The sequence below is a fragment of the Gammaproteobacteria bacterium genome (genome assembly GCA_013214945.1).
Lineage (GTDB): Bacteria > Pseudomonadota > Gammaproteobacteria > Enterobacterales > Psychrobiaceae > Psychrobium.
The window spans coordinates 205105-229885 of record JABSRT010000004.1 but is presented as its reverse complement, the minus strand read 5'-3'; the positions used below and the strand labels follow the sequence as shown (position 1 = coordinate 229885).

20 protein-coding genes are annotated in these 24781 nt (G+C 41.5%); 5 read left to right on the top strand and 15 right to left on the bottom strand.

The genetic code is table 11. The annotated features are described in order from the left end of the window. Window positions 1–351 precede the first annotated feature (351 nt). Window positions 352–957: a super-infection exclusion protein B gene (locus HRU23_04260; GenBank protein NRA53333.1), complete on the top strand. Its 606-nt coding sequence runs from the start codon at window positions 352–354 to the stop codon at window positions 955–957. Between the two features lie 101 nt (window positions 958–1058). Here the strand turns inward: HRU23_04260 and HRU23_04255 are convergent, their stop codons facing one another. Beyond that, complete coding sequence (locus tag HRU23_04255) at window positions 1059–2588, bottom strand: LysM peptidoglycan-binding domain-containing protein (protein ID NRA53332.1); 1530 nt, start codon at window positions 2586–2588, stop codon at window positions 1059–1061. A gap of 192 nt (window positions 2589–2780) precedes the next feature. Beyond that, on the bottom strand, window positions 2781–4280 hold the full coding sequence (locus HRU23_04250; GenBank protein ID NRA53331.1) for a GHKL domain-containing protein: 1500 nt from the start codon (window positions 4278–4280) through the stop codon (window positions 2781–2783). A 173-nt stretch (window positions 4281–4453) separates the two neighbouring features. Between HRU23_04250 and HRU23_04245 the strand changes: the two genes are divergently transcribed. From HRU23_04245 to HRU23_04235, 3 genes are all read left to right on the top strand, one after another. Further along, on the top strand, window positions 4454–5422 hold the full coding sequence (locus HRU23_04245) for a class 1 fructose-bisphosphatase (protein NRA53330.1): 969 nt from the start codon (window positions 4454–4456) through the stop codon (window positions 5420–5422). Between the two features lie 171 nt (window positions 5423–5593). Further along, complete coding sequence (locus HRU23_04240; protein NRA53329.1) at window positions 5594–6514, top strand: manganese-dependent inorganic pyrophosphatase; 921 nt, start codon at window positions 5594–5596, stop codon at window positions 6512–6514. A 236-nt stretch (window positions 6515–6750) separates the two neighbouring features. After that, window positions 6751–7266: an SRPBCC family protein gene (locus tag HRU23_04235; protein NRA53328.1), complete on the top strand. Its 516-nt coding sequence runs from the start codon at window positions 6751–6753 to the stop codon at window positions 7264–7266. On the opposite strand, the gene cysQ is transcribed toward HRU23_04235, so the two are convergent. From cysQ to dusA, 13 genes are all read right to left on the bottom strand, one after another. Further along, the gene (cysQ, locus tag HRU23_04230) at window positions 7263–8060 is read right to left on the bottom strand and encodes a 3'(2'),5'-bisphosphate nucleotidase CysQ (protein NRA53327.1); all 798 of its coding nucleotides are present in this window, start codon (window positions 8058–8060) and stop codon (window positions 7263–7265) included. The two genes, HRU23_04235 and cysQ, sit on opposite strands and share 4 nt — an antisense overlap. Continuing rightward, a complete protein-coding gene (gene cysC, locus HRU23_04225; GenBank protein NRA53326.1) occupies window positions 8057–8683 on the bottom strand; it encodes an adenylyl-sulfate kinase in 627 nt (208 codons plus the stop codon). The genes cysQ and cysC overlap by 4 nt, the downstream gene beginning before the upstream one ends. Window positions 8684–8693: 10 nt before the next feature. Continuing rightward, the gene (locus HRU23_04220; GenBank protein NRA53325.1) at window positions 8694–10403 is read right to left on the bottom strand and encodes an SLC13 family permease; all 1710 of its coding nucleotides are present in this window, start codon (window positions 10401–10403) and stop codon (window positions 8694–8696) included. Window positions 10404–10434: 31 nt separating this feature from the next. Next, the gene (gene cysN, locus HRU23_04215) at window positions 10435–11859 is read right to left on the bottom strand and encodes a sulfate adenylyltransferase subunit CysN (GenBank protein ID NRA53324.1); all 1425 of its coding nucleotides are present in this window, start codon (window positions 11857–11859) and stop codon (window positions 10435–10437) included. Between the two features lie 63 nt (window positions 11860–11922). Further along, entirely contained in the window at window positions 11923–12831 is a 909-nt protein-coding gene (cysD, locus tag HRU23_04210; GenBank protein ID NRA53323.1) for a sulfate adenylyltransferase subunit CysD, read from the bottom strand. A gap of 386 nt (window positions 12832–13217) precedes the next feature. Next, on the bottom strand, window positions 13218–14756 hold the full coding sequence (locus HRU23_04205) for a DUF3369 domain-containing protein (protein NRA53322.1): 1539 nt from the start codon (window positions 14754–14756) through the stop codon (window positions 13218–13220). Between the two features lie 21 nt (window positions 14757–14777). After that, window positions 14778–15626, bottom strand: coding sequence for an HDOD domain-containing protein (locus HRU23_04200; GenBank protein ID NRA53321.1), 849 nt, complete (start codon window positions 15624–15626; stop codon window positions 14778–14780). A 223-nt stretch (window positions 15627–15849) separates the two neighbouring features. After that, entirely contained in the window at window positions 15850–16626 is a 777-nt protein-coding gene (locus HRU23_04195) for a phosphoadenylyl-sulfate reductase (protein NRA53320.1), read from the bottom strand. An 85-nt stretch (window positions 16627–16711) separates the two neighbouring features. After that, complete coding sequence (gene cysI, locus HRU23_04190; GenBank protein NRA53319.1) at window positions 16712–18418, bottom strand: assimilatory sulfite reductase (NADPH) hemoprotein subunit; 1707 nt, start codon at window positions 18416–18418, stop codon at window positions 16712–16714. After that, window positions 18418–20205: an assimilatory sulfite reductase (NADPH) flavoprotein subunit gene (locus tag HRU23_04185; protein NRA53318.1), complete on the bottom strand. Its 1788-nt coding sequence runs from the start codon at window positions 20203–20205 to the stop codon at window positions 18418–18420. Before HRU23_04185 ends, cysI begins: the two co-directional genes overlap by 1 nt. A 231-nt stretch (window positions 20206–20436) precedes the next feature. Next, window positions 20437–21186: a TIGR04219 family outer membrane beta-barrel protein gene (locus HRU23_04180; GenBank protein NRA53317.1), complete on the bottom strand. Its 750-nt coding sequence runs from the start codon at window positions 21184–21186 to the stop codon at window positions 20437–20439. A 3-nt stretch (window positions 21187–21189) separates the two neighbouring features. Then, window positions 21190–22176 carry a DUF2333 family protein gene (locus tag HRU23_04175; GenBank protein NRA53316.1) on the bottom strand — a complete coding sequence of 329 codons (987 nt, stop codon included), beginning with the start codon at window positions 22174–22176 and terminating at the stop codon, window positions 21190–21192. Window positions 22177–22310: 134 nt separating this feature from the next. Further along, window positions 22311–23270, bottom strand: a complete 960-nt coding sequence (gene dusA / locus HRU23_04170; GenBank protein ID NRA53315.1) for a tRNA dihydrouridine(20/20a) synthase DusA — start codon at window positions 23268–23270, stop codon at window positions 22311–22313. 514 nt (window positions 23271–23784) lie between these two features. Between dusA and HRU23_04165 the strand changes: the two genes are divergently transcribed. Beyond that, window positions 23785–24780 carry a hypothetical protein gene (locus tag HRU23_04165; GenBank protein NRA53314.1) on the top strand — a complete coding sequence of 332 codons (996 nt, stop codon included), beginning with the start codon at window positions 23785–23787 and terminating at the stop codon, window positions 24778–24780. Window position 24781 lies beyond the last annotated feature (1 nt).

The following is a 24781-nucleotide window of genomic DNA, read 5'->3' as shown; positions in this document are numbered from 1 at the left end:
GACCAATAATAGGCATTCACACAAAAAATGATAAAGACACTTAACATTCACCATATTTACCGACCGCGAACCTGCCGTCGCTATCACTAAAATTAAAATTTGCCGCTCAAGTAAGCTCACTGCTGAAAGATTCAGGCACAAAGTTGCCGCTTTCAGCGGGCTAAATCAGATAAAGGAATTGAAATTAGTGTAGTTAACCACGATAAGTAACGAATAAAACAATGCATAAAACAACCAGTTAAATAATGAATTAAGCATTTATTTATTACAAACTTAAAAATAGGAACAAATATTGCTTGTTATGAATAAGAATTTAATTACGTGACAATTTCTTGTCATTTGGGGTTTATTATGTGGAAAGATCAGTCTATCAAACAGCCGTCTCATTACCTATTCCACGGTATGCTGTGGCTGGCAATAGCTAGCGCCTTGATCCTGTTCGTACCAACAAATATCGGTGCGATATTAAAACTAAACTATATGGTCGACAACTATGCCCATTTTGTCGGAATATTTTTTATCGTTAGCTCAAGTTATCTGTTGATTGATATTGTTAGCTCGGGACTGAAACAACTAAGAGCCAGCAGTTTAGAGAGCCAACAAGTTGAGCAAATTGAAAATAGAATCAAAACCCTAGTCAGTGGCGAACGTGCGGTATTGCGCGAGTTCTTTTTACAGCGTAAAACCACCTTATGGTTGCCAAGTGATGAATCCGATGTCAAAAGTTTGGTCAGCTCAGGCATCTTAATGCCAATAGATTATTACAGCCAAACGCGCCAAGGCGAGCAAGGAAATAGCGAAATTGAGTTAATGATTTCCCATAACGCTCGCCCATATTTGAGTAAGCAGCGTTTAAAGTTACCTCAGGGCAAACCAAGTTATGATGATATCCATTATTTAAAATCAGCACGCCCAGCTTATTTAACCCCGGTACCACAGTTAAAACGCCATGCCTAAGCCAACGAAAAAGCCGCTAGCAGGATCCTGCTAGCGGCTTTTTCAATCGTATTCAGCTCAACTTCTCAAGCCGTATTGATTTATTATTTTGGTCTAATACTCTATGAATTGGTGCGAGTCACATCAATCTTTAGCTTTAGCTTCTGTCCCGGTTGTAAATACTTTTTATTCTGTAAAGAATTCCAACGGATCACGTCGGCTATCTTTAAGCTAAACTTTTGTGCAATCAGCCCAATTGAATCGCCACTGCGAACCTTGTAAGTGATGTTGCGCATAATGGCGCTACTGCTACTATTATTGCGCTTGCTCGCTTGCTTGGTCCAAATCACCAGTTTTTGGCCCAAACGTAATGGATCTCTAGGTGCCATGCCATTCCATTTAGCGATAGAACGATGATTTACTTTATATTTACGTCCCAAATCCCAAAAATTATCGCCAGCTTTCACCACATGGCTTAACTTGTTGCCGCTTCTGTTTTTAGCCTGTTTAGTGGCTAATCGTGCATTAGAAGTCAGTTTGTAGTCAGTTAGCTTATTGGCTGAAATCGGAATAAGTAAATACTTACCAGCGCGAATGTTACTTGATTTAATCTGGTTAACATCTTTTATCGCCGCCAACGTGGTTTGATGATTTTGTGCAATCAAACCAAGACTATCACCGGCTTTAATTTTATAACGAACCCAATTTACGCGTTGAGACTTGGCTGTTTTATTAAGTTGCTGCTTAAAATGGTGTGCTTTATCTTTAGGTATAAGCAAAACATGCGGGCCATTAGGAGCGGTTGCCCAACGATTAATACCCGGGTTTAATTTGTGTAGGTCGTTAAGCTCCATATCTAAGATTTTGGCAGCAAAGGCCAGGTCAATTTGTGACTTAGTGTCGACTAGACTGACGACAGCGTGATTGTCTATCGTTGGCCATTGCAGATTGTATTGCGCTGGATCTTTTAGAATTTGCGCTAATGCCAATAATCTTGGCACATAATCTTTAGTTTCCTTTGGTAGATCTAATGACCAAAAATCGGTTGGCTTGCCCGCTTTGCGATTCTTTTTGATTGCTCGATTAACCCGACCTTCGCCTGAGTTATATGCAGCAATCGCATGCAGCCAATTTCCTTTAAAGAATCGATTTAAATATTCCAAGTAATCTAAAGCCGCTTTGGTTGATGCTGGCACATCACGACGGCCGTCATACCACCAGTTTTGGGCCAAACCAAACCGCTTGCCGGTTCCTGGAATAATTTGCCACATGCCTGACGCACGACCATGTGAATATGCAAAGGGATCAAACGCACTTTCAACAATGGGTAACAACGCAAGCTCAAGCGGAATGCCGCGTTGTTCAAGTTGCTCAACAATCATATATAAAAAGGGTTCAGCTCGCTTAGATACTCGGTTAAAGTAACTTGGATGCTTTAAATACCACTTACGCTGAGCCGTAATTTGCTTATTACTTGGCTGGTCCATGTTCATCTGCATTGCAACGCGTAACCACAAATTATCAACTTGCTGTGGGCTTAATTTTTTACTCGTTACTCGCGTAATTTTTTGCGGCAATTCTGGTGCAACTACGATTTTCTGTTCGCTGTAATCACCGACCATTTTAGCATCATGGTGTGATTGATTAGCCATTGGCGTTGTTAACTTGGTTTGATCTTGCCCTATTGTTGAACATCCGGCAGTTATCAATATTGTACAAGCTATCAATATATTAGTTAAAAATTTTGGCAAAATAATGGCTCTATGACTAAATAATGCCGCTATTGTAGCCGAAGTTAAACGATTTTCATAAAATATGTGACTGACTAAGCGCTAAACAGCTCATTAACTACTCGTCAATAAATTCGACTTTAGACTCACGGGCTCAGACAATAGCTTGCTCGATTGTGGCAAAGAAACAGTGAAACAAGCGCCACGCTCAAGTCGATTACGTGCTTTTATTGTTCCTTTCATCGCCGCAATCAAGTTTTGAGAAATACTCAAACCAATGCCAATGCTTTGCTCTTTGGTGGTAAAAAATGGCTTAAACAGTTCACTGGCGGAATCGACATTAAAACCAGCGCCATTATCTTCAACTTTAAGATAAACAGTTTCCCCCTCATTCCAAGTGGTAATTTCAATCAATCGGATCCCTTGCGGCTGCTCGGTTAATGCATCTATCGCATTGCGAATTAAATTGATCAGCACTTGCTCTAACTGTAACTGGTCCGCCATGACCCATAATTCATTATGCTGATCGTGGTGAATCAACATTACTTGTGCGTCTTTGAGATTATAATCGACTAACTTTACGACCAAACTGAGCACTTGATTGATATCTATACTCTGCAGCGTTGGCTGGGTATTGATTAAAACATTTTGTGATCGTGCCAAAATATCTGTCGCCACGGTTGCTTGCTCGTTCAATTTTTCAATCACATTGACTAAGACACCGGGAACAACAACCGATTCTTGCAACATTTTTCCACACAATTGTGAGTAATCACGTATCTTGCGCAACGGTTGCTTTAGTTCATCAGCCAAGGTCCCTGCTATTTCCGCTAAGCCAACATTACGCTCCAGCGTTAATACCTGTTCTGATTGATCAATAATCTGTTGCTGCAATGATTCACGGCGCTGCGCCTCTCGTTGGGCTCGGTTACGCTCAAATTCAATATTTTTTTGCATGTTATTAAGTGCTTTAACCACCAGTTCTAATTCATCATTTTCAACAAAATTACGACGGTTTAAGACCAATGGCATCGCTTGATTACTATCTTTAAAATGATATAAGTGTCGACTTATTTTAAACAGATGGCGGCCAATTAAGCGATCTATCAAGAAAAACATAAAACCAATCACTAATCCGGTTTTTGTCAGGTTAAGAAAAAGCATCAGCGCGGAATATTTGAGTATATAAAGATAAGTATCGTCCATGCTGGAATAAACAGTTAAATTCCCTAATTTGATATTTTTATTTACTTTTTCAGCATAAGTCACCTTAAAGTACAATTCTTCAATTTGACTTGATTGAATTTGACCGACGTTATATTTGACGTTATCAGGCAGGCTAAGTGATACCCGTTCAATCATCGGAATATTCACCATGCCTTGCAGCAGTGAATATATTTGCGCGTCGTCAAATGTCCAGACACTTTGCGCTAAACTTTGCAACAAACTATTCTTAATAAGCTCTTGGTTTAACTTGTGTTTTTCTAGCTCGTGCTGATATCCAACTTGCACCTGAAGCAGAGTGAAAATAAGGGCGAGACACGAACTAAATAAAACAGTGTATGCAATAAAACGTCGGCCAATTAAACTATGATTACCGAAAATGCTCCCCATCAATTAAGCTCATATAAATTCTAAGTAATTCAATATACTGCATTAAGTAAATCAAACAATAGTTTTATTTATCATTAACTAAAAACTTGCGCTAAAAACAATCTCGTTATGGTGTTATTATATGGGCAGTTTTTAACATAACTTAATTTTTTAACATAACTTGGGATCTCCAGATGCAACGCTTTGTGCCCGTACTAAAAAAAGATAATGTTGATTTAGATTTAATTTCGCTACTTAATACCTTAATGGCTTCGTGCAAAGAAATTTCTTTTCGGCTTCATCAAGGTGAACTGGCCGGAATTTTAGGTTCAACCTTAGATGAAAACATTCAAGGTGAAACCCAAAAAATGTTAGATGTTATATCTAACCAGCTAATTAAAGACACCTTATTAGAGTCTGATTTAGTGCGCGCTATTGCCTCTGAAGAAGAAGACACGATTGTCGCAGGTAATGACGGCGGTCGTTATTTAGTGTGTTTCGATCCTCTGGATGGCTCGTCAAACATTGATATTAATAGTTTAGTTGGTACTATTTTTTCAATCATGGAAGTGCCAGCAGGCATGAGCGGTGCTAACGAAGAAATGTTTCTGCAACCTGGCCATCAGCAAGTAGCCGCCGGTTACGTTTTATACGGTCCGTCAACCCAGTTGGTTTTAACCACAGGTAAAGGCGTTCGCCAATACACGCTTGATAATACCATTGGTGAGTTTTTGCTGACTAACGAGCAAATGAGCATCAGTGAAGACACCCAAGAATTTGCCATTAATATGTCTAATCAGCGATTCTGGCAACCAGCGATGCAAAACTATATTGCAGACTTACTCGCTGGCGATACTGGCACGCGTGATAAAAACTTCAACATGCGTTGGATTGCCGCAATGGTTGGTGATGTCCATCGTGTGTTAACCCGTGGCGGCATATTTACTTACCCAACTGATACCAAAAACCCAGAAAAGCCATACAAATTACGTTTAATGTATGAAGCTAACCCAATGAGCTTTTTAGTGGAACAAGCTGGTGGCGTGTCATCTACTGGTTACGAGCGGATTATGGAAATAGAACCGACCCAAATTCATCAACGGGTCGCGGTTATTTTAGGTTCAAAGAATGAAGTTAATACCTGTCTTGATTATCATAAATAGTTATCACAAATAGCTGTCACACATAACAATCACGTCTAGTATCACAAAATAAGCAACACAGCAGCCATTACCAATAGCTAATTGCATTGGTAATAGCTCAATGTGTTATTCTAGTAAAACAATACACAATTCCGGCAAATTTAATGCACGGTACCAAACAAGAGGTTAAATATGCCAGTTTATGCTGTAGGCCACAAAGTTCCTGACTCAGATTCAATCGTAGGCGCTATTGCGCTTGCCTATTTAAAAACACAAATCGGTGAAGACGTAATCCCTGCACGCTTAGGTGAGTTATCGCCGGAAACTAAATTTATCTTAGATAAGTTTAATTACCCAGTGCCAGAGCTAAAGCTAAGCTATGCGGGTGAAAGCTTATATATTATCGATCATTCAGATATCGCCTTAGCGCCTGATGATATTGCTCAAGCGACCATTTTGGGGATTATCGACCATCATAAATTAGGTGATCTGACATCAGATACCCCGCTTGAGTGTTGGATCCGCCCGGTAGGTTGTAGTAATACCGTGATCAAGATGATGTATGATTTCCACAAAGTGGATATTCCAAAAGATATCGCGGGCATGATGTTATGCGCTATTTTGAGCGATACCGTTATCTTTAAATCACCAACTTGTACTACCGCAGATATTCGTTGTGTTGAAGTGTTAGCTGACATTGCTGGCATTGAAGATTTTAAAGAATTGGGCATGGATATGTTCAAAGTAAAATCGGCGGTATTAAATACTCCGATGCGTGATTTAGTGATGCGTGACTTTAAAAACTTTAATATGAACGGCACCAAAATTGGTATTGGCCAATTAGAAGTAATCGATCTGGCAATTTTCGACGAAATGAAAGCCGATCTAGAAGCCGAAATCGCTAAATTAAAACAAGAAGAAGGTCAACATAGCGTGTTGTTATTGTTAACCGACATCATGAAAGAAGGCTCAGAATTGTTAGTTGTTAGCGACAATGATTCCCTCGCTGAGCAAGCTTTTGGCCAAGCAACTGTCGCCGGTAAAGTTTGGCTTGACGGTGTGTTAAGTCGTAAAAAACAAATTGTGCCACCACTTGAAAAAGTATTCGCTTAACAGCGAATAACTGACATCATCAGCTTTTTGATGATGTCAGCCCTACTTTCATCTACTGCAACAAGCTCAATTAATATTAAAGCCCTAAGTACCCATCTGCGGCAACGACTATACTTCTGCTTTATAAACATACTTCAAGTTTCATAACCATATCTCAAGTCACCTAACCATAGCGCACGTTAATTTATCTAGCTCGTCTATACTAAATAAGATCCCAATATCAATGGAGCTTGCTAATGAAAGTGTTTCGAATTGTCATGTGGTTTACAGTATTAATTTTGTTTGCCGGCCTATTCCTGCCACAAGATTATCGGCTAATGCGCAGTCAAACTATTCTAGCAACCCCGCAAGCTGTCCATCAATTAGTCGGTGATTTAAACCAGTGGCCTCGCTGGAGTCCTTGGCTTGAACTTGAACCATCGGTTCAAGTTACCTTAGGTAGCCAACAAACAGGCGTGGGGGCTAGTCAGCATTGGACTGACGACAGTGGCGGCGGTCGCCTGAGCTTTATCGCCAGTTCGCCAAGCACTGGAATTATTTACAATCTATGGTTTGGTGAGAACAAAATGCCGGCGATATCTCATCTCAACTATATCGTGTTAAGCAGCCAGATGGTTAGGATCGAGTGGACCTTAGAAGGCGAGGTGCAATTACCAATTATTGGTTTTTATTTAGCACAAGCGATGGATTGGTTAATCGGCCCAGCATTTGAACTGGGCCTGGCTAACCTCAAGCGCGAAGTTGAAAATTAGTTAACGTTGCCCTGCCAAGATAGCGCGGGGTGACTAACGACAAAGTAAGTATTTTTAAGCGATTGCTTCGCATTATAAAGCAATGGTGCACCGTCTAATTGGGTTACTTTAGCGCCAGCACATTGTGCGATGCACTGCCCTGCAGCAGTATCCCACTCCATGGTTGGACCCAAGCGGGGATAAATATCAGCAAGTCCTTGAGCGACTAAACACAGCTTTAATGAACTGCCGGTCGGGATCACATCAACTTGCTCAAACTGACCACTAAACTGAGCCATTTCTTCACTGGGATGAGAGCGGCTGCCGACAACTCGAATTGGTAACTCAACCTGAGCATTAACATCTAAACTCAGTTTGATCTGTTCCTGTCCTGGTTCAAGTAAAAAACAACCCTGTTCGATATTGGCATAATATAGCTTTTTTAAGGCCGGTGCATAAACAACCGACATCACGGGTTTGTTAGCCTCGATCAATGCAATATTAACCGTGAACTCACCATTTTGTTTAATAAATTCTTTAGTGCCATCAAGCGGATCGACTAACCAATATTGCTGCCACGGTTGGCGTTCTTGCCATGAAATTTCAGTCGACTCTTCCGATAACACCGGAATATCAGGCGTTAACAACGCAAGGCCATCAACAATGACATTATGAGCAGCTAAGTCTGCTTGAGTTAATGGGCTATCATCGGCTTTAATCCACGTTTTAGTGCCATCATTTTGGTAATAAGCCATAATCGCGTCGCCCGCTTGGCGCGCTATTTCTAATAAAGGTTGTTGCCATGCAAGTTTCATTTTATATGCCCTTGTGCCCGTAGATAGTCCATTAATACATCGACTGATTGCGCGATGCTTAACTTATCTGTATCGATGAAGATTTCAGGATTAACCGGCGCTTGATATTCTGAACTAATACCTGTGAAGTTTTTTATTTCGCCAGAGCGAGCTTTTTGATACAAACCTTTCGGATCGCGAGACTCACAAGTCGCTAAAGATGTCGCCATATGAACTTCAATAAACTCATGCTGTTCAAGCAATTCTCGCACCACTTGGCGCTCACTTTTAAACGGTGAAATAAACGCACTTAGCACGATTAACCCGGCATCGACCATCAATTTACTTACTTCACCAACTCGGCGAATGTTTTCAACTCGGTCACTGTCGGTAAAACCAAGGTCACCACATAAACCATGGCGAACATTATCACCATCAAGCAAATAGGTATGTTGGCCCTGAGCAAATAATGCTGACTCTAATGCGCCTGCAATCGTTGACTTTCCCGAGCCACTTAAGCCGGTAAACCACAATAAACAAGGGCGCTGGCTTTTTTGTTCGCTGCGCTGTGATTTATTGACCTGATGCTGATGCCACACCACATTTGGATCATCAATGCCGTTGGTTGTTGGAGAGTTACTCATGCAATACTCACTAATAAGCTACTTTAATAAAAGGGAAAACTAACGGGATCATAATAATTACCACGGTAGAATATACAATTGATAATGGTACGCCCAGGCTTAAGTAATCACGGAACCGATAATTTCCGGCACTATAAACCATTAGGTTCGTTTGATAACCATAGGGCGAAATAAAGCTCGCGCTAGCACCAAATATTACCGCCATAATAAAAGGCCGCGGATCGACTTGATAACTCATCGCCAAACTATAGGCAATTGGAAAGGCCAAGGCTGCTGCCGCATTATTGGTGATAAGCTCAGTCAAGACTAAGGTAAACACGTAAACCGCGACAAATGCCCCGAATACGCCCCAACCATTAAACACCGTTAACAAGAAATCGCCCAGTATTTGTGCCACGCCGCTGTCGACCATGATATTAGCTAAACCAAGCGCAGCCCCAACAATCGCCACTAATTCAAAAGGGAAGCGACGTTTTAATTCTTCAAGGCTTATCACCCCAAACAACACAAAAGCCACGATCAGTACTAATAAACCCTTAGTTAACGGAACTAAATCAACCAGTGACAGGGCTAAGGTCGCTAAAAAGCCGAACACAACAGCACGCGATTGCTTGGTATCGAGTCTGGCACTAACATCAGACTCACTAACCATCACAAATTCGCGATAAATATCACTATTTTGATGAAATTTCTTGCCCGGCACCAAAATTAAGGTATCACCGGCGCGTAATTTAATTTGGCCAAAGCCGCCACTTAATTTGTCGTGGCCGCGACGTATTGCGACAACGGCGGCATCAAAACGCTCGCGAAAGCAGCTTTCCTTTAATGTTTTACCATTGATAACCGATGAGTGGCTAATGATGACTTCAACTAATGCCTGCCCTTTAAGGTGCGACTTAGCAAACCATTCTAGTCCGTCCATCTCTTGCAAAATATGCAAACTTTGAGTATCGCCAGCAAACATTAAACGGTCACCAACTTGTAACATTTCTTGTGGTGACACCGGCTTTATTAGTTGGCCATCACGTTCGATTTCAACCAAATACAGCCGCTGTAATGCCCGTAAACGATTGTCTTCAACACTTTTACCTGCCATCACCGAATCAATACTAATAACCGCTTCGAGTAAGTAAGGTAATTCAGTATCAACTTCGGCGCAGCGATCGGGCAATCTGGCACTCAATAGCACAATCACCACTAAACCACAGCCAACCACCGCCAAACCTATCAGGCTAAAGTCAAAAAAACCAATCGGCTCTAGCCCTGCATCTACCACAAAGCTGTTTACGATCAAATTAGTCGAGGTACCAATTAACGTCAGTGTACCGCCTAAAATTGCGGTATATGACAAAGGCAATAACAACTTAGAGGGGGAATGGTATTGGTTACGTTTTAACACGCCAATAAGAGAAGCGACCACGGCTGAGTTATTGGTCACCGAAGACAAAAATGCCGTTGACAAGCCCAGTTTTGTGATCACCACAGCAAAATTTTTCTGATTAAGGTGTCGCCCAATAGCTTGCAATAAATCAGTTTTTTCCATCGCCACTGCAGCCAACAATAACAAAATTAACGTTAACAACGACGGATTAGTAAAGTTTGCCATCACTTGCTTAAGACTTATCCAGTCAAGCAAGTAACTGGTGCCGATGGCAGTGGTAAATAAGATTGCTGGGCGGATCTTGTTAGAAATTAACAAGATCACCAGCACTGCCAGCATCAATATAACTCCTGCTGACATTGACAACATCTTACTGCCCCTTTCCCGCACTAATATCTAGTGCTTGCCAATGAGGAAAATGCTTACGAACCAAGCGATTAAAATCAAGTTCAAACTCACTAAATTCAGTGGTTTCGATTGCTGTCGTTGTTACAGCTTGATAAATCATGCCTGCAGCAACCGTGACGTTGGTTAAACGGTCAATCAAGATAAAACCACCCGTATCACGAACATCATCATAATGGTCAAAGCTTAACTTTTCAGCGAAATTTAGTTCAACGTTAGCAACTTCGTTTAAGTTGAGTTCAGTACATGACTCTTCGACCAAGGTATTGACATTAATTCGATGCTCGATCGCTGCAATAGTTACCTGGGTTTTCTTGCTCGCAATTTTTAAATCATATTGGCGATTTTCAACCAATGGTGTTTCGCCCATCCAAACCAGTTTGGCCTTGGCACCTTCGCTCAAATACGGCAAAGTACCAGTCACCAACAAATCGCCACGGCTAACATCAATTTCATCTTCAAGTGTCACGGTAATTGCTTGGCCAGTAATAGCCTGTGCAAGTTCACCTTCAAAAGTAACAATCGACTTTATTTTACTGCTTTTTCCTGACGGTAAAGCGGTTATCACATCGCCTGGCGCCAATGTACCAGCAGCGAGCGTGCCACAAAAACCTCTGAAATCTAAGTTAGGTCGATTAACATATTGAACGGGTAAACGTGCGCCGCCGTTAAAGACAGTATTATCTAACTTAACGTGCTCTAAGATAGACAGTAGCGGCTCACCTTCGTACCAAGGCATCTTAGTACTCGCATTAACCACATTGTCGCCCTTTAGCGCAGACAAAGGGACAAAGCTAATATTACGTGGACCAAGTTTTTCAGAAAAGCTTAAGTAATCTTCACGAATTTCGTGATATTTTTGCTCACTAAAATCGATCAAGTCCATTTTATTAACCGCTACAACAAAGTTTTTAATTCCTAATAACGAGGCAATAAAGCTATGACGACGTGTTTGAACCTGCACACCGTAGCGCGCATCAATCAGGATAACGGCCAAATCACAGTTTGAAGCACCGGTTGCCATATTACGGGTGTATTGTTCATGGCCCGGAGTATCAGCGATAATAAATTTGCGTTTGTCGGTCGAAAAATAGCGATAAGCAACATCAATGGTAATGCCTTGCTCACGTTCAGCTTGCAAGCCATCGACCAATAAGGCCAAATCAATGTCGTCACCAGTAGTGCCTACTTTTTTGCTGTCTTTTTTAATTGCCGCTAACTGATCTTCATAAATTTGGGCGCTGTCATGTAACAAACGGCCGATTAAGGTGCTTTTGCCATCATCAACACTGCCACAAGTTAACAGACGCAACATGCTTTTATGTTGCTGCTTGTTTAAATAAGCTTCGACGCCTACTTCTTTAATTTCTTGTTCTATTACTGAATTCATTATCAATTCCTAAAATATTGTTCTACGCAAACGCATTCGCTGTTCGATTTCATCGCGGGGGGATTAAAAATACCCCTGACGCTTTTTAAGCTCCATCGAACCCGATGAATCGGAATCAATTACGCGCCCTTCTCGTTCAGATGAGCGAGCCAATAACATTTCTTCAATAATTTCAGGCAAGGTACTGGCCGTTGATGTAACCGCACCGGTTAATGGATAACAGCCCAAGGTTCTAAAGCGGACCATTTCAAATTTAACTTCTTCACCTTCTTCGATTGGCATCCGGTCATCATCAACCATAATTTTAACGCCGTTACGTTCCACAACCGGGCGCTCAGCAGCTAAATACAATGGCACAATATCGATATTTTCCTGATAAATGTACTGCCAGATATCAAGCTCGGTCCAGTTTGATAACGGGAATACACGAATACTTTCGCCTTTATTAACCTGGCCATTATAGGTATGCCATAACTCGGGACGTTGATTTTTTGGATCCCAGCGGTGTAATTTATCGCGGAATGAATAAATGCGCTCTTTAGCACGAGATTTTTCTTCGTCGCGACGGGCGCCACCAAACGCAGCATCGAAACCGTATTTATTTAATGCTTGTTTTAGACCGTCGGTTTTCATGATATCGGTATGCTTGGCGCTACCATGGGTAAATGGACCGCCTCCCATATCAATACCATCTTGATTAATGTGCACTAATAAATCAAAGCCGTGCTTTTTTGCTTGCTGGTCACGAAACTCGATCATTTCACGAAACTTCCATGTTGTATCAACATGGAGTAATGGAAAAGGAATTTTGCCAGGAGCAAAGGCTTTGCGTGCTAGATGCAGCATTACTGCGCTGTCTTTACCAACGGAGTAAAGCATGACTGGGTTATCAAATTCAGCAGCGACTTCACGGATAATATGAATACTTTCCGCTTCAAGTTGCTGCAGGTGGGTAAGGGTTGCTTGACTCATTGTACTCTCTCGCTAAAATTTGACCATGAAGTTGCCACTGTCATTAAGGAACTTAGTTAACTAGATCCAATGACTATGATTGACTAAGGCCAATATACTCCCTCCTCCTTATCCCATAAAATAATAGTTAATTAATTTTTATTCCTTTTAGTTATATAAAAACATGCTCAACCATAAAACACAGTGTTAACGGATCGTAATTAGGTGATATAACTAGCAAAATAAAACCTGTTAAAACAATACAATAAACCCACACGAGTAAAAGATATACAAAAACATTTCACTTATTTTAACCAAGGTAGGTATTTCAAAAAATGCAGAACAACGGAGGTTGAATAGCGAACGATAAATCGTCCGCTAATCGAAGTACGGGGAGGAAGTAACAATCAAGCGCTATATTCGTCAGTAAAATTATCGCGGATTTCTAAAAATCGGTCAAGGTTATCTAAAAGCAAGTCAATTAACCTCGGGTCAAAGTGCTTGCCGCGCTCGGCTTTAAATAACTCAATAATTTTTTCTAGCGGCCAAGCTACTTTATAACAACGGTCACTACCTAAAGCGTCAAAAACATCGGCTATCGCGGTAATACGGCCGTAAATATGAATGTGCTCGTGAGCCAATCCACGGGGATAACCAGAGCCGTCCCATTTTTCGTGGTGCGTTAAAGCAATAGTGGCCGAGACATCAAGCAAAGCCAAACCAGAGCCATTTAGAACATTAAAGCCTTTGAGCGCATGGGTTTTCATTATTTCCCATTCGTCAGGGTCAAGCTTGGCAGGTTTATTTAATATGGCATCAGGGATCGCTATTTTACCAATGTCATGTAACGGCGATGCGATATGAATAAGGGTAACTTCGTCTTCCGGCAAGCCAATTAATTCCCCTAATAACGCAGAATAATAAGCAACACGTTTAACATGATAACCCGTTTCATTTGAACGCGATTCAACCACTTCACCGAGCCGATAAATGAGTTCTTTTTGGCTACTGTCGATGACTTCGTATAATCTTATATTTTCAGCTATCGCTGTTAAATTTTCGGTAAAAATATTTAAAATATGTTGGTCAGTTTCTGTTAAATCATGGCCTATTTTACCGTAAAAAAACACACTCAAATCGCCACTATTACAGAACAACACAAAATGTTGATCTTGGTAGGCATTACTGCCGGTACTTGTGGCCTGATTAATTAAGCTTTGCTGAATATCAGGCAAAGATTCTAACGACACTTGCTGCTGATTATTCGGTGCGCTTTGTCCACTCTTAAATAAAAACTCATTGAAACCGTCAATATCTCGAGTGAAAACCGCAGCCTCATAGCAATAAAGCTCATCGTCATTAAAATTGAGTAAATCTTCTAGCTGTTTAACTGTTAAACGGACAAATCCTTTAATTCCCTGACGCGAAGATATACCTCGAGATGCTTTAATCAGTCGCTCTAACGCTAGTTTCCCTTCGATAACCGTGATTATGTCGCGGTAAGAACGTAAATTTGAGTACAATGTGGTGTAGAGTTTGACCGACGTCAGTTCTGTTTTGTTTTTATAATCATTGATATCAAAATCACGTATAACCTGATGCTCAGGGGCTTCGCCCGGCTGGCCTGTACGCAGCACAATTCTAACTTTATGGTTTTTTAAATCTTGGCGGATAAAACTCGCCAATTCTAAACCTGCTTGATCGGTTTCCATCACGACATCAAGTAACACTAACGCAATATTGGGGTGGTCTTTTAATACTTGCTTAGCTTCTTTAGCACTGTAAGCATGCAGTAAGTTTAACCGGCGATTGTCAAATTCAAAAGATGTCAACGCCAAGGTCGTGACAGCATGAACATCTTCTTCATCGTCAACCACCAAAACATCCCACGGCTTAAGCGTTAGCTCATTAGCTGCTTCAGGCTCGTGGTCGGAAAACAGTAACATGTCATTCATAAACGTCCTTCCTCAGCTATTAAAAATTTTAGCAACTACAGGCGCTGCCGCTCGTACGTTACTAATAATGTCATCTAGCTGGCGATAGTCTAGTGCTAGTTGTTCGCTCACCGCTAAATCAATACAGTCTTCACTGCTGACCGGTGTTTTTTGCTTTAGTATAAAATCAGCAACAATAATCGCACTGTTTAATACTAAAGTTTCCATCTCATATTCAACTGCTTCCGATGGTGTATATTGGTTTTTTATTATTGTGGCTAATTTTTCAGAAATATTCCAACGCGATATTAATGCACTGCTCACTTCAACAAAAGAAAAACCCAGTTCTTTTTTTTCATATTGCCATGGCAAATGACTAGCACCAATAACCTCGAGTAAATCGACCTTGTAATAAGGCAATCGCTCTAGCACTACTAGTAATCCAATGTTGTGTAAAAGACCGGCGACAAATAAGCTACCGTCTATTTTACCACTACTGAGATAATAAATATCTTTTGCTAGCACTGCAGTCACAACGCTATGATACCAATAATCATGTAAATCAATTTTACCACCTCCGGCGTCTCTAAATATTTGAGCGGCCGAGGTTGCAATAGCAATATTATTGAGCTCATCAGTACCAATATTAGCAACTGCTTCGGCAATCGTAGTGATATCTCGCCGTTTAAAGTAAATCGCACTATTGGCTAATTTTAATACCCGGGCCGTTAATGCCGGATCGATACTAACCAGACGTGCAACTTCACCGACCGAACTCTTGCCATCGTTAACCAGTGAATTTAGCTGCAGACACAGGTCTGGCAGGCTATACAAACCATCTGCATTCTCAATAAAGTCATTAAAGTCATTTGAATCGAACATAATTTAGCTCTTTGCTTCCTTAAAATAATTAAGGTGATATTTAAAAAGTCTAGCAGAGGAATTTATATTTGCCCTGAAAAGCAAAAAACTGCGACCAGCGCAGTTTTATGTTCAAGATAGTCAAATGACACAATCAATATTGTGCAGACCTAGGTGAGCGGTCAATAAGACAAAAAACCTATTTAGATCCTTGCTTTATCAACGACAACAAAACTAAAAGTAATCAAATATCGAAATGAAGACCACACTCTCGTTTTAAACCAAAAAAACGCGTGTCTTCTTCACTCATGCCAGCTTCAAGCGGTCGTGAGGTGTGAGTATCTCCTAACGACACATAACCTTGCTCCCATAGTGGGTGGTACGGCAGATCATGCTTAGTTAAATATTGATATACTTGCTTGTTATTGAGGTCAATAATTGGCAGAAATTTGTACCTAGTGCCACGTATTTCTAATACCTCCAGTGACTGGCGGCTACCCGCCTGATCACGTCGAAGTCCTGAGTGCCATACTGACACCCCAATTTCAGTCAAGGCCCGTTGCATTGGCTCAACTTTATTGCGGCGATTATACGACTCGATCCCCTCAATACCTTTTTCCCATTCTTTACCAAAACGTGCCAATTGCCACGCGGTAGACATGCTACTTTGATAAACTTTAAGGTTAAGCCCTAATCGCTCGGTCAACTGATCAATAAACTGATAAGTTTCGTCAAACAAATAACCAGTATCGGTCAAAATAACCGGAATATCTGGCTGCTTAACCGTCAACAGATGCAACATCAAGGCCGACTGAATACCAAAACTCGATGACAATGCATGCGTGCCAGGTAAATTGTCGCTGGCCCATTGAATCCGCTCTTCAGGGCTTAAGTTAATCAAATGTTGATTAACTTGCTTTAATACCTGTTGCTGGGTTTCTTTAGGTGCATTAAGTAAAGCGGAAAAATCGACAGCCTCATCAGCAGTATGCTTGTTGCTATCGCTAGAAGTAATAGTCATGCAAATTCCTCAATAAACAATGCCAAGCAGCCTAGATTATGAGTTAAACACAATCGTAGTAGACCGCTTGGAATAAATGCTGGCGTTAAATTTCTTCGGCTAGGTACTCGTGAAAGTCTCTGGCACTGCTAATTACGGCTTTAACTTCTTTGGTACGGACCAAGAAATCACCAAAGTTTTCATCTTGCTCACGATTGGCGGCAAAGCGTTCAAAACGACCATCTAACTCATCCATAATTTCACTTTCGTTGATGTTTTCACGTACCATTTTACTAATACGGGTCCCATCAAAAGCTGCACCTAGGTACAAGTTGTAACGACCAGGGCCCTTGCCAACTAAACCAATTTCAGCCGCGTATGGACGAGCACAACCATTAGGACAACCGGTCATGCGCATTACAATTGGCTGGTCGCCAATGCCATGCTTCGTTAATAACGCGTCAACTTTGTCAGTGAACTCTGGGAAATAACGCTCGGCTTCTGCCATGCCCAATGCACAAGTTGGTAAAGATACACAAGCAATAGAGTGTTCACGCAGCGGCGTTAAACGCTCGCCTAACACACCATACTTACGCGCAATACCTTCAATTTGTGCTTTATCTTGTTCGTTAACATTAGCCACAATCATGTTTTGGTTCGAGGTCATTCTAAAGTCACCTTTATGGACTTTAGCGATTTCACGGAAACAAGTTTGCACTTCTTTGCCCGGCACATCTTTAATCCGGCCACATTCAATGTACAGCGTCAGGTGCCACTTATTATCGGTACCTTTAACCCAGCCAAAACGGTCGCCACGCGTGGTAAATTTAATTTCACGTGGTGGTTCAATAGTAACGCCAGAACGCTTAGCAACTTCTGCTCTAAACTTATCAATACCGTGCTTTTGAACAGTGTACTTAATACGTGCTAACTTACGTTCAACTCGATTACCCCAGTCACGTTGGACTGTAATTACCGCTTTAGCCACTTCAATCGTGTCATCAAGCTTAATAAAACCAAGTTCATCGGCTAAACGTGGGTAAGTTTCTTTGTCGCCATGCGTTGCGCCCATGCCGCCACCAACGGTGACATTAAACCCAATTAATTTACCGTTTTCACTGATCGCAATAAAACCAAGACAGTTAGTGTAAACATCAACGTCGTTATGTGGTGGCACTGCAACCGCAATTTTAAATTTACGTGGTAAGTAAGTTTCGCCATACATTGGCTCTTCTTCTAAGCCAGAAACTTTTTCACCGTCAAGCCAGATTTCAGCATAAGCGTTGGTTCGTGGCAGTAATTTTTCTGATAACTGCTTCGACCATTCGTAAGTTTCTTGATGTAGCTCTGACTCAACCGGGTTAGGGTTACACATCACGTTACGGTTAACATCACCACAAGCAGCAATTGAGTCAAGCGATGATAAATCAAGCGCCTGAATAAGCGGCTTAAGGTTACGCTTTAAAATACCGTGGTATTGAAACGTTTGACGCGTGGTTAAACGAATATTTTGATTCATCGTTAGCTTACCGGCTATCGCGTCGATATCTAACCATTGTGCTGGGGTACATACGCCACCCGGCACACGAGCACGTAACATGAAACTATGTAGTGGCTCAAGTTTTTGCGCCTTACGCTCGGCACGTAAATCGCGGTCATCTTGCTGATAAAAACCGTGGAACTTTGATAGTTGCGTATCGTCAGCATACAAAGCACCAGTAATATGGTTTTCTAAGCCTTCTACAATCGTACCACGCAGAAGGTTGCTGTCGGCTTTGATATATTCATTGGCTGCTAATTTTACGTCGCTCATTAGTAGACATCCTTCTGGTAACGTTTGTTATTGCGTAGATCCGCTAAGTATTCTTGTGCTTGCTCTGATGATTTAGCACCGTGTTGCTCGATAACCTCAAGCAATGCTTGGTGAACATCTTTGGCCATTTTACTGCCATCGCCACACACATAAACTGATGCGCCTTGTTCTAACCATTCGAACAGCTCAGCACCTTGTTGCTTGATTCGATCCTGAACATATATTTTATGCTCTTGATCGCGCGAGAAAGCCAGATCAATTTTGTTTAAGACACCGCGATTTTTAAAGTCTTGCAGTTCTGTTTGGTACAGGAAGTCTTCAGTAAAATGTTGATTACCAAAAAACAGCCAGTTTTTACCCGACGATTGATCGTTATCACGTTGCTGTAAAAACGCTCTAAAGGGAGCAATACCGGTCCCTGGACCAATCATGATTACACCAAGGTCGTCGCTTGGCAGGCGGAAGTTATCGTTATGCTCAACAAAAACACGAACCGCTGCGCCTTCTTCTAAACGATGAGCTAAGTAACTTGAAGCTGCGCCCTGATGTGGCTGCTCAAAAGCGTCGTATTCTACGACAGCAACAGTCAGGTGAACTTCTTCTTCGACTTCACTCATGCTTGAGGCAATCGAGTATAACCGTGGCGTTAACTTACGTAGCGCCGCAAATAACATCTCACTAGTAATGCTAGCTGGGTACTGACGAACAACATCAATCACCTGACGGTCTGCAATATATTCACGCAGCGCCGTTTTATCACCAATCAATTCAAGCAACTGCGCTTGCTCTGATGCTTTAGCGTAGTTTTCAACAAAACCAGGATGCAGCTGAGTTAATTCAAAATGCTCAATTAACGCTTTACCAAGTGACATGGTTTGCTCACCCACTGACACTTGGTGCTCTGGGGTTAAACCGACTAATTCAATCAGTTCTTTGACAAGCTCAGGATCATTATCAAACCACACACCCAAGGCATCGCCTGGCTGATAGGTTAAACCAGAGTCTTCCAGTGAAATTTCAACATGTCGAACATCACGATTAGCACCACGAGCGGTGATTTTAGCACTCGCTAGCAAGGTTGCACTCAATGGGTTTTGCTTTGAGTACTGCGATGATGCACCAATAGCAGCCACTGGCGCTGCGCCACCGGCTGTAGTAGCCGTCGCCAAGTTTTTGCTTAATAACTCAATTGCATATTCTTGCCAGGTAGCAACGTCAGCTTCATAATCAACATCGCAATCGCGACGCTCGATAATAGCTTGAGCACCTAACGCGGCTAAGCGCTGGTCGAAATCAATCGCCGTTTGGCAATAGAACTCATAACTTGTATCGCCAAGTCCCAACACGGCATACTCAAGCGACTCTAGTTTTGGCGCGCGTTTGCTGGCCAAAAAGCTATGTAATTGCTCGGCATCATCAGGCGGCTCGCCTTCACCATTGGTGCTAACGATAACCAGCATATGTGTTTCTTGCTTTAACGCTTTGGTCTTGTAATCGGCCATTGAAACCAAATTAACGGTCAAACCTTTAGCGGTTGCAGCGCTAGCAACGGCAGTTGCCACGCCTTTTGCGTTACCGGTTTGAGAACCATAAAGTACGGTTAATACCGCGCTGCTAGCTGGTGGCGCTGCCACTGCATTGCTGCCAGCACCTTGTGCTAAACCAGCAAGATAACCGCTAACCCAAGATAACTCAGTAGCCGACATATTAGCTGTAGCTTGCTGAAGTGATGTAATTTGCTGTTGCGACAGCGGACTACCTAAAGAATTTAATTGTTGTAATAGCATATATTTTACCTGACACACGATGCCCCATTGCGAATGAAACTATAATAACGAGTCAGATAGATAACACAAAAGAATAAAAAATGACTTTTTATAACTTTATCGTATAAATAAAAATCATGCGGATCCCGCGGCACACATACAGCGCACACTTAATTATCATTCGTATTTAGCGCATAAAAAAAGGAGCCATCTGGCTCCTTTTTATCGGGTTAATCAATTTAGGACATTTTCTTAAAAATGTGCTTCTAAGCCAACGAAATAACCATCAAATTGAACATCGGCATACAAATCGTCAACGTCATTGATTTCAATTGATACTTCACGATAACCGGCCGTCACTGACAAATCGATTATTAAGTTATCAACGAAGCTATAACCGACGCCAACTTCATAGTCGTGCACTGAGTTACCATCGTAAGATACGACATTGATATCGCCGTAAACAAATGCGCCCGTTAATGGCACAGCTACTTTGGCACCGACATAAGCCATTGGGATCCATAACGAGGCATCTTCGGCACTTGATTTTGTGCCATCGGTCACTTCAAAATCACCGCTTAAATATTTAGCAGTCATGCCAAAATCTAAGCCAACGATATCATTGTCGAGCAATTCCCAATACAATGTAATATCAGTATTAGTAAAATCTAGATTGGTGCTTAAATCAGCATTAATCGCATAGGTTTCACCTTCAAAAGTAAACGCCTCATCAAGCTTAGTTGTACCAGCTGATTTTAACGTGCCTGTACGTAAACGAACATTTGGGATTAGCGGCAACGGATGTTCAAACTTAGCGTATAAAGTGGTTGTCGTATTTTCGTCAAATGAGAACGTCACAAGGTCACTCGTGTTTGCAAAACCACCGTTGGTACTGTTTTGCCATGCTTGCACGCCAACTGTAGCACCTAATACATCTGCATAAACGGGTAAAGTTAATGACGCGGCCATTAGCCCAGTCAGTGCAATTTTATTATAAAACATTGATTATCCTTGAGTTAAAAGCTTGTTTAAATCGATAATAGCAGCATTGGCCCGTGAAATATAATTTGCCATCACAAGTGAGTGATTAGCAACCATGCCAAAACCACTGCCATTTAAGATCATTGGGCTCCAAATAGTTTCTTGCGTTTGCTCTAGTTCACGAATAATTTGACGCAAACTGATCAATGCATTCTTCTTTTCTAAAACCCCATTAAAATCGATTTCAATGGCTTTTAAAAAATAAACCAAGGCCCAACTCGCACCACGGGCTTGATAAAAAACATCATCAAGCTGCCACCAGTTGGTTTTAATTTGTTGATGAGAAGCTGCTCTTGTTGACTGTTGTGCCGCGCTATCACCTGCTAAGTCAGTATTAATGCGATCTTGACCGACACTGGCACTTAAGCGTTGCGATAAGCTGCCTAGGCGCTTTTCAACTTGTTGCAACCACTGGGTTAAATTGTCAGCTCGGGCATAAAACTGGGCGTCGGACGCTGGAGTAGCCAATCGCAACCGGTAAGCTTCAAGCGATTTCAAGCCTTTGTTATATTCACTTTCAGTGCTGGGTAAAATCCAGCGGCCATTATCAAAGTTAAAACTAGGCTGCGCTTTAACCAGATCTGGATCTTCTACCGACTGCGATTGCGAGCGGCTAAAGTCATTTCGTAATACCAGAGTTATATCTCGAATTTGTTGTAAAGCTCCAAATTCAAATGCTGGCATATTATCTAAAAATAGCGACGGTGGGATAATATCATTGGTTAAATATCCGCCGGGCTTTTCTAATAAAGTTCTAGCCACTTCAATAACGGCAGTAGTGGTGGCAAAACCAACGACGGGTTTAACCCCAAGCGCCTGCGCTTGACTCTCAGATACCGCCCTAACATCGACATAATCAGGCTCCTGACTCCACCAAACACCTACCAGCCAGAGCAAAAATGTAATGCCAAGAATTGATAATAATATTGTACGTTTATTTACATTTATCATATTTAGTTCCATGTCATGTCGAAAAAAACGACGTTATAACTTGCTTAGCCTAAAGAATATCTCATTAATAAAGCGTTATCATAGCAATTAATCAACTAGTTAATTAAATAGTTAAATCATATTTCGGCCCAACGCTAACCAATATACGATAAAGCCTGCTCAATCACTTTGGTATCGGCGTTAGGTTTATGCGCATTTTCGCTTAAATGACGACGCCACATTTTTGCGCCAGGTACCTTAACAAAGATCCCTAACATATGGCGGGTTATATGGTTAAGTTTGCCACCAGCGCTTAAGTGCTGTTCTACGTATTCAAGCATTTGGCTAACAACTTGCTCACGCGTAATTACCTCGCCCGCTTGCTGATAAAACAAGGCATCAACTTCGGCTAACATATAAGGGTTATGGTACGCCTCGCGCCCAATCATTACGCCGTCGACATGCTGTAACTGCTCTTGTGCCTGCGCTAAACTGGTAATGCCGCCATTAATTGAAATATCCAAATGGCTAAAATCACGCTTAAGGCGATGCACTCGCTCGTAATCAAGCGGCGGAATTTCACGGTTCTGTTTAGGGCTTAAGCCACTGAGCCAAGCCTTGCGCGCATGCACCGTAAATGAATTACAGCCCGCCTCGCTAACCGTGCCAACAAAGTCGGTCATAAATTGATAGCTGTCTAGCTCGTCAATGCCAATTCGGTGCTTTACGGTTATCGGAATATCAACCACAGCGCGCATAGCTTCAACACTTTGGGCCACCAGCTCTGGCTCGGCCATTAAACAGGCACCAAATTTACCATTTTGAACCCGGTCCGACGGACAGCCAACATTAATGTTGACTTCGTCGTAGCCATAATCTTGAGCCTTTTTAGCACAAATGGCTAAATCAGTTGGATTACTGCCCCCTAATTGCAATGCAATGGGGTGCTCTTGCTCGTTATAACGCAGGTAATCTCCCTTACCGTGAATAATCGCACCAGTGGTCACCATTTCGGTATATAACAGCTGATTTTTTGAAATTAAACGAGCCATATAACGGTAGTGGCGATCAGTCCAATCTAACATTGGCGCAATAGAAATTTTGTGTTGATACATGAAATAAAACTCGGTAACGATAACGGGTACAGCAGACGCTGCGCTTTAATGGCGCTGATTGTAATAGAAAGGCTGATTGGGCACAAAGGGAATTGGTAATTATGCGATGTAATAACAATCATAAATCAATTTGATAACATTAACGTTTCAATGATTAACCCACTTGGACAAAACTATAAACCACCAGCTGCTGGCTCAAATAGCATTCGTTTTACTTGTCACTCTTTCGCACTAAGTTTTGCATTTTGCAATTTTCAATTTTCATTTCGTGAATAGATCGCTATTTAACAATATTAAACATCCGAAAACACAGCCTAAAATAAACATACAACCTTAATTATTAAGGACATTCCCTCTGTGGTATATCAATTGCATTTATAAAAAACACACAGCGATAATTAAAGGCAATGCGATAAACACAGCAAGTACTTATCGTTATATTTAAGAGCACCGCTCTTAACCACGACAGCAGCTTAAACACCAATGCTCGTCGTTAATGGGGATAGGAATAGCCATGATATTTAAAAGAGTTTTAACCAGCATAGTGGTGACGACACTGATCCTATTTTCCGTGCCGAGTTATAGCGATCTTACGGATAACCTCAGGGTTAGTTTAGACGCTAGTGCACGTATAAATTCAAACATAGCGACCAGCAATACCAGTCGTATTTATGCGTTAGGACTAGACAGCCATAAAATATTTAGCTCTGCTCATGCAGATATCGGCTATGCGGTAGCCCAATTGTATTTCACTAAACTATCAAACCAAACACCCTACCCTTTCCTCTTTGACTCTAATGATGATCATAAATTTATTGTTCGTGAAGCACACCTCAATTACACCGCTGGCCCCAGTTGGCTGCCAAATATTCGGGTCGGTCATTTCACTTTACCCTTTGGCCTAGAGGAAAGTATCGATACCAATGGCCGATTGCTTGACTATTATCATGGCAAAAACTTAGGTACAAAATTAGATTGGGGTTTAGGCCTAAATAAAGTTTTATCCAAGCTTGAATACAATATTAGTTATACGATGGGCGGCAAAGATCAGCCAAAAATAATTAATAACTCTTATGTTTTCAGCGGGCGTATAGGTTCACTTAGTCACCTAGACTCTGTTATTGGTTTATCTTTTTTAAACGCAAAAATTGATAATATTCATAGAAAGTGGCTAGCGCTTGATTGGCAATATTATTGGCAGACCTGGGGTTTTTTGGCAGAGCTAGCCCTTGGAAAAGATGATAGCTTGCAACAAAAATGGCGCAACGAGCAATATAGTCTCTTTGAATTAAGCAAAACATCGATCAACAACCAGTTAAAAGTTTATGGACAATATATTTTTACCAACCGCGAAGGTCCCAGTAACAACCATCAATTAATCAACATCGGGATCAGTTATCAAGTTGATGCTGCATTTGAACTAAGCCTATCGAGCCGTAGACAACTCAGTTCACCAGAAACCGGCAACAAGCAAAACCTCGTTAGGCTGCAATTAAGGTATAGGTATTGAT

What these genes read in the sequence shown, in the direction of transcription:
- cysC (NRA53326.1), bottom strand. Translation starts at nt 8,683, where the DNA reads ATGAGTAACTCTCCAACAACCAACGGCATTGATGATCCAAATGTGGTG.
- HRU23_04185 (NRA53318.1), bottom strand. Translation starts at nt 20,205, where the DNA reads ATGCTATTACAACAATTAAATTCTTTAGGTAGTCCGCTGTCGCAACAG.
- HRU23_04220 (NRA53325.1), bottom strand. Translation starts at nt 10,403, where the DNA reads ATGCTGGCAGTGCTGGTGATCTTGTTAATTTCTAACAAGATCCGCCCA.
- HRU23_04180 (NRA53317.1), bottom strand. Translation starts at nt 21,186, where the DNA reads ATGTTTTATAATAAAATTGCACTGACTGGGCTAATGGCCGCGTCATTA.
- cysQ (NRA53327.1), bottom strand. Translation starts at nt 8,060, where the DNA reads ATGAAACTTGCATGGCAACAACCTTTATTAGAAATAGCGCGCCAAGCG.
- dusA (NRA53315.1), bottom strand. Translation starts at nt 23,270, where the DNA reads ATGTATCAACACAAAATTTCTATTGCGCCAATGTTAGATTGGACTGAT.
- HRU23_04255 (NRA53332.1), bottom strand. Translation starts at nt 2,588, where the DNA reads ATGGCTAATCAATCACACCATGATGCTAAAATGGTCGGTGATTACAGC.
- HRU23_04260 (NRA53333.1), top strand. Translation starts at nt 352, where the DNA reads ATGTGGAAAGATCAGTCTATCAAACAGCCGTCTCATTACCTATTCCAC.
- HRU23_04240 (NRA53329.1), top strand. Translation starts at nt 5,594, where the DNA reads ATGCCAGTTTATGCTGTAGGCCACAAAGTTCCTGACTCAGATTCAATC.
- HRU23_04200 (NRA53321.1), bottom strand. Translation starts at nt 15,626, where the DNA reads ATGTTCGATTCAAATGACTTTAATGACTTTATTGAGAATGCAGATGGT.
- HRU23_04250 (NRA53331.1), bottom strand. Translation starts at nt 4,280, where the DNA reads ATGGGGAGCATTTTCGGTAATCATAGTTTAATTGGCCGACGTTTTATT.
- HRU23_04245 (NRA53330.1), top strand. Translation starts at nt 4,454, where the DNA reads ATGCAACGCTTTGTGCCCGTACTAAAAAAAGATAATGTTGATTTAGAT.
- HRU23_04165 (NRA53314.1), top strand. Translation starts at nt 23,785, where the DNA reads ATGATATTTAAAAGAGTTTTAACCAGCATAGTGGTGACGACACTGATC.
- cysD (NRA53323.1), bottom strand. Translation starts at nt 12,831, where the DNA reads ATGAGTCAAGCAACCCTTACCCACCTGCAGCAACTTGAAGCGGAAAGT.
- HRU23_04175 (NRA53316.1), bottom strand. Translation starts at nt 22,176, where the DNA reads ATGATAAATGTAAATAAACGTACAATATTATTATCAATTCTTGGCATT.
- cysI (NRA53319.1), bottom strand. Translation starts at nt 18,418, where the DNA reads ATGAGCGACGTAAAATTAGCAGCCAATGAATATATCAAAGCCGACAGC.
- HRU23_04235 (NRA53328.1), top strand. Translation starts at nt 6,751, where the DNA reads ATGAAAGTGTTTCGAATTGTCATGTGGTTTACAGTATTAATTTTGTTT.
- HRU23_04195 (NRA53320.1), bottom strand. Translation starts at nt 16,626, where the DNA reads ATGACTATTACTTCTAGCGATAGCAACAAGCATACTGCTGATGAGGCT.
- cysN (NRA53324.1), bottom strand. Translation starts at nt 11,859, where the DNA reads ATGAATTCAGTAATAGAACAAGAAATTAAAGAAGTAGGCGTCGAAGCT.
- HRU23_04205 (NRA53322.1), bottom strand. Translation starts at nt 14,756, where the DNA reads ATGTTACTGTTTTCCGACCACGAGCCTGAAGCAGCTAATGAGCTAACG.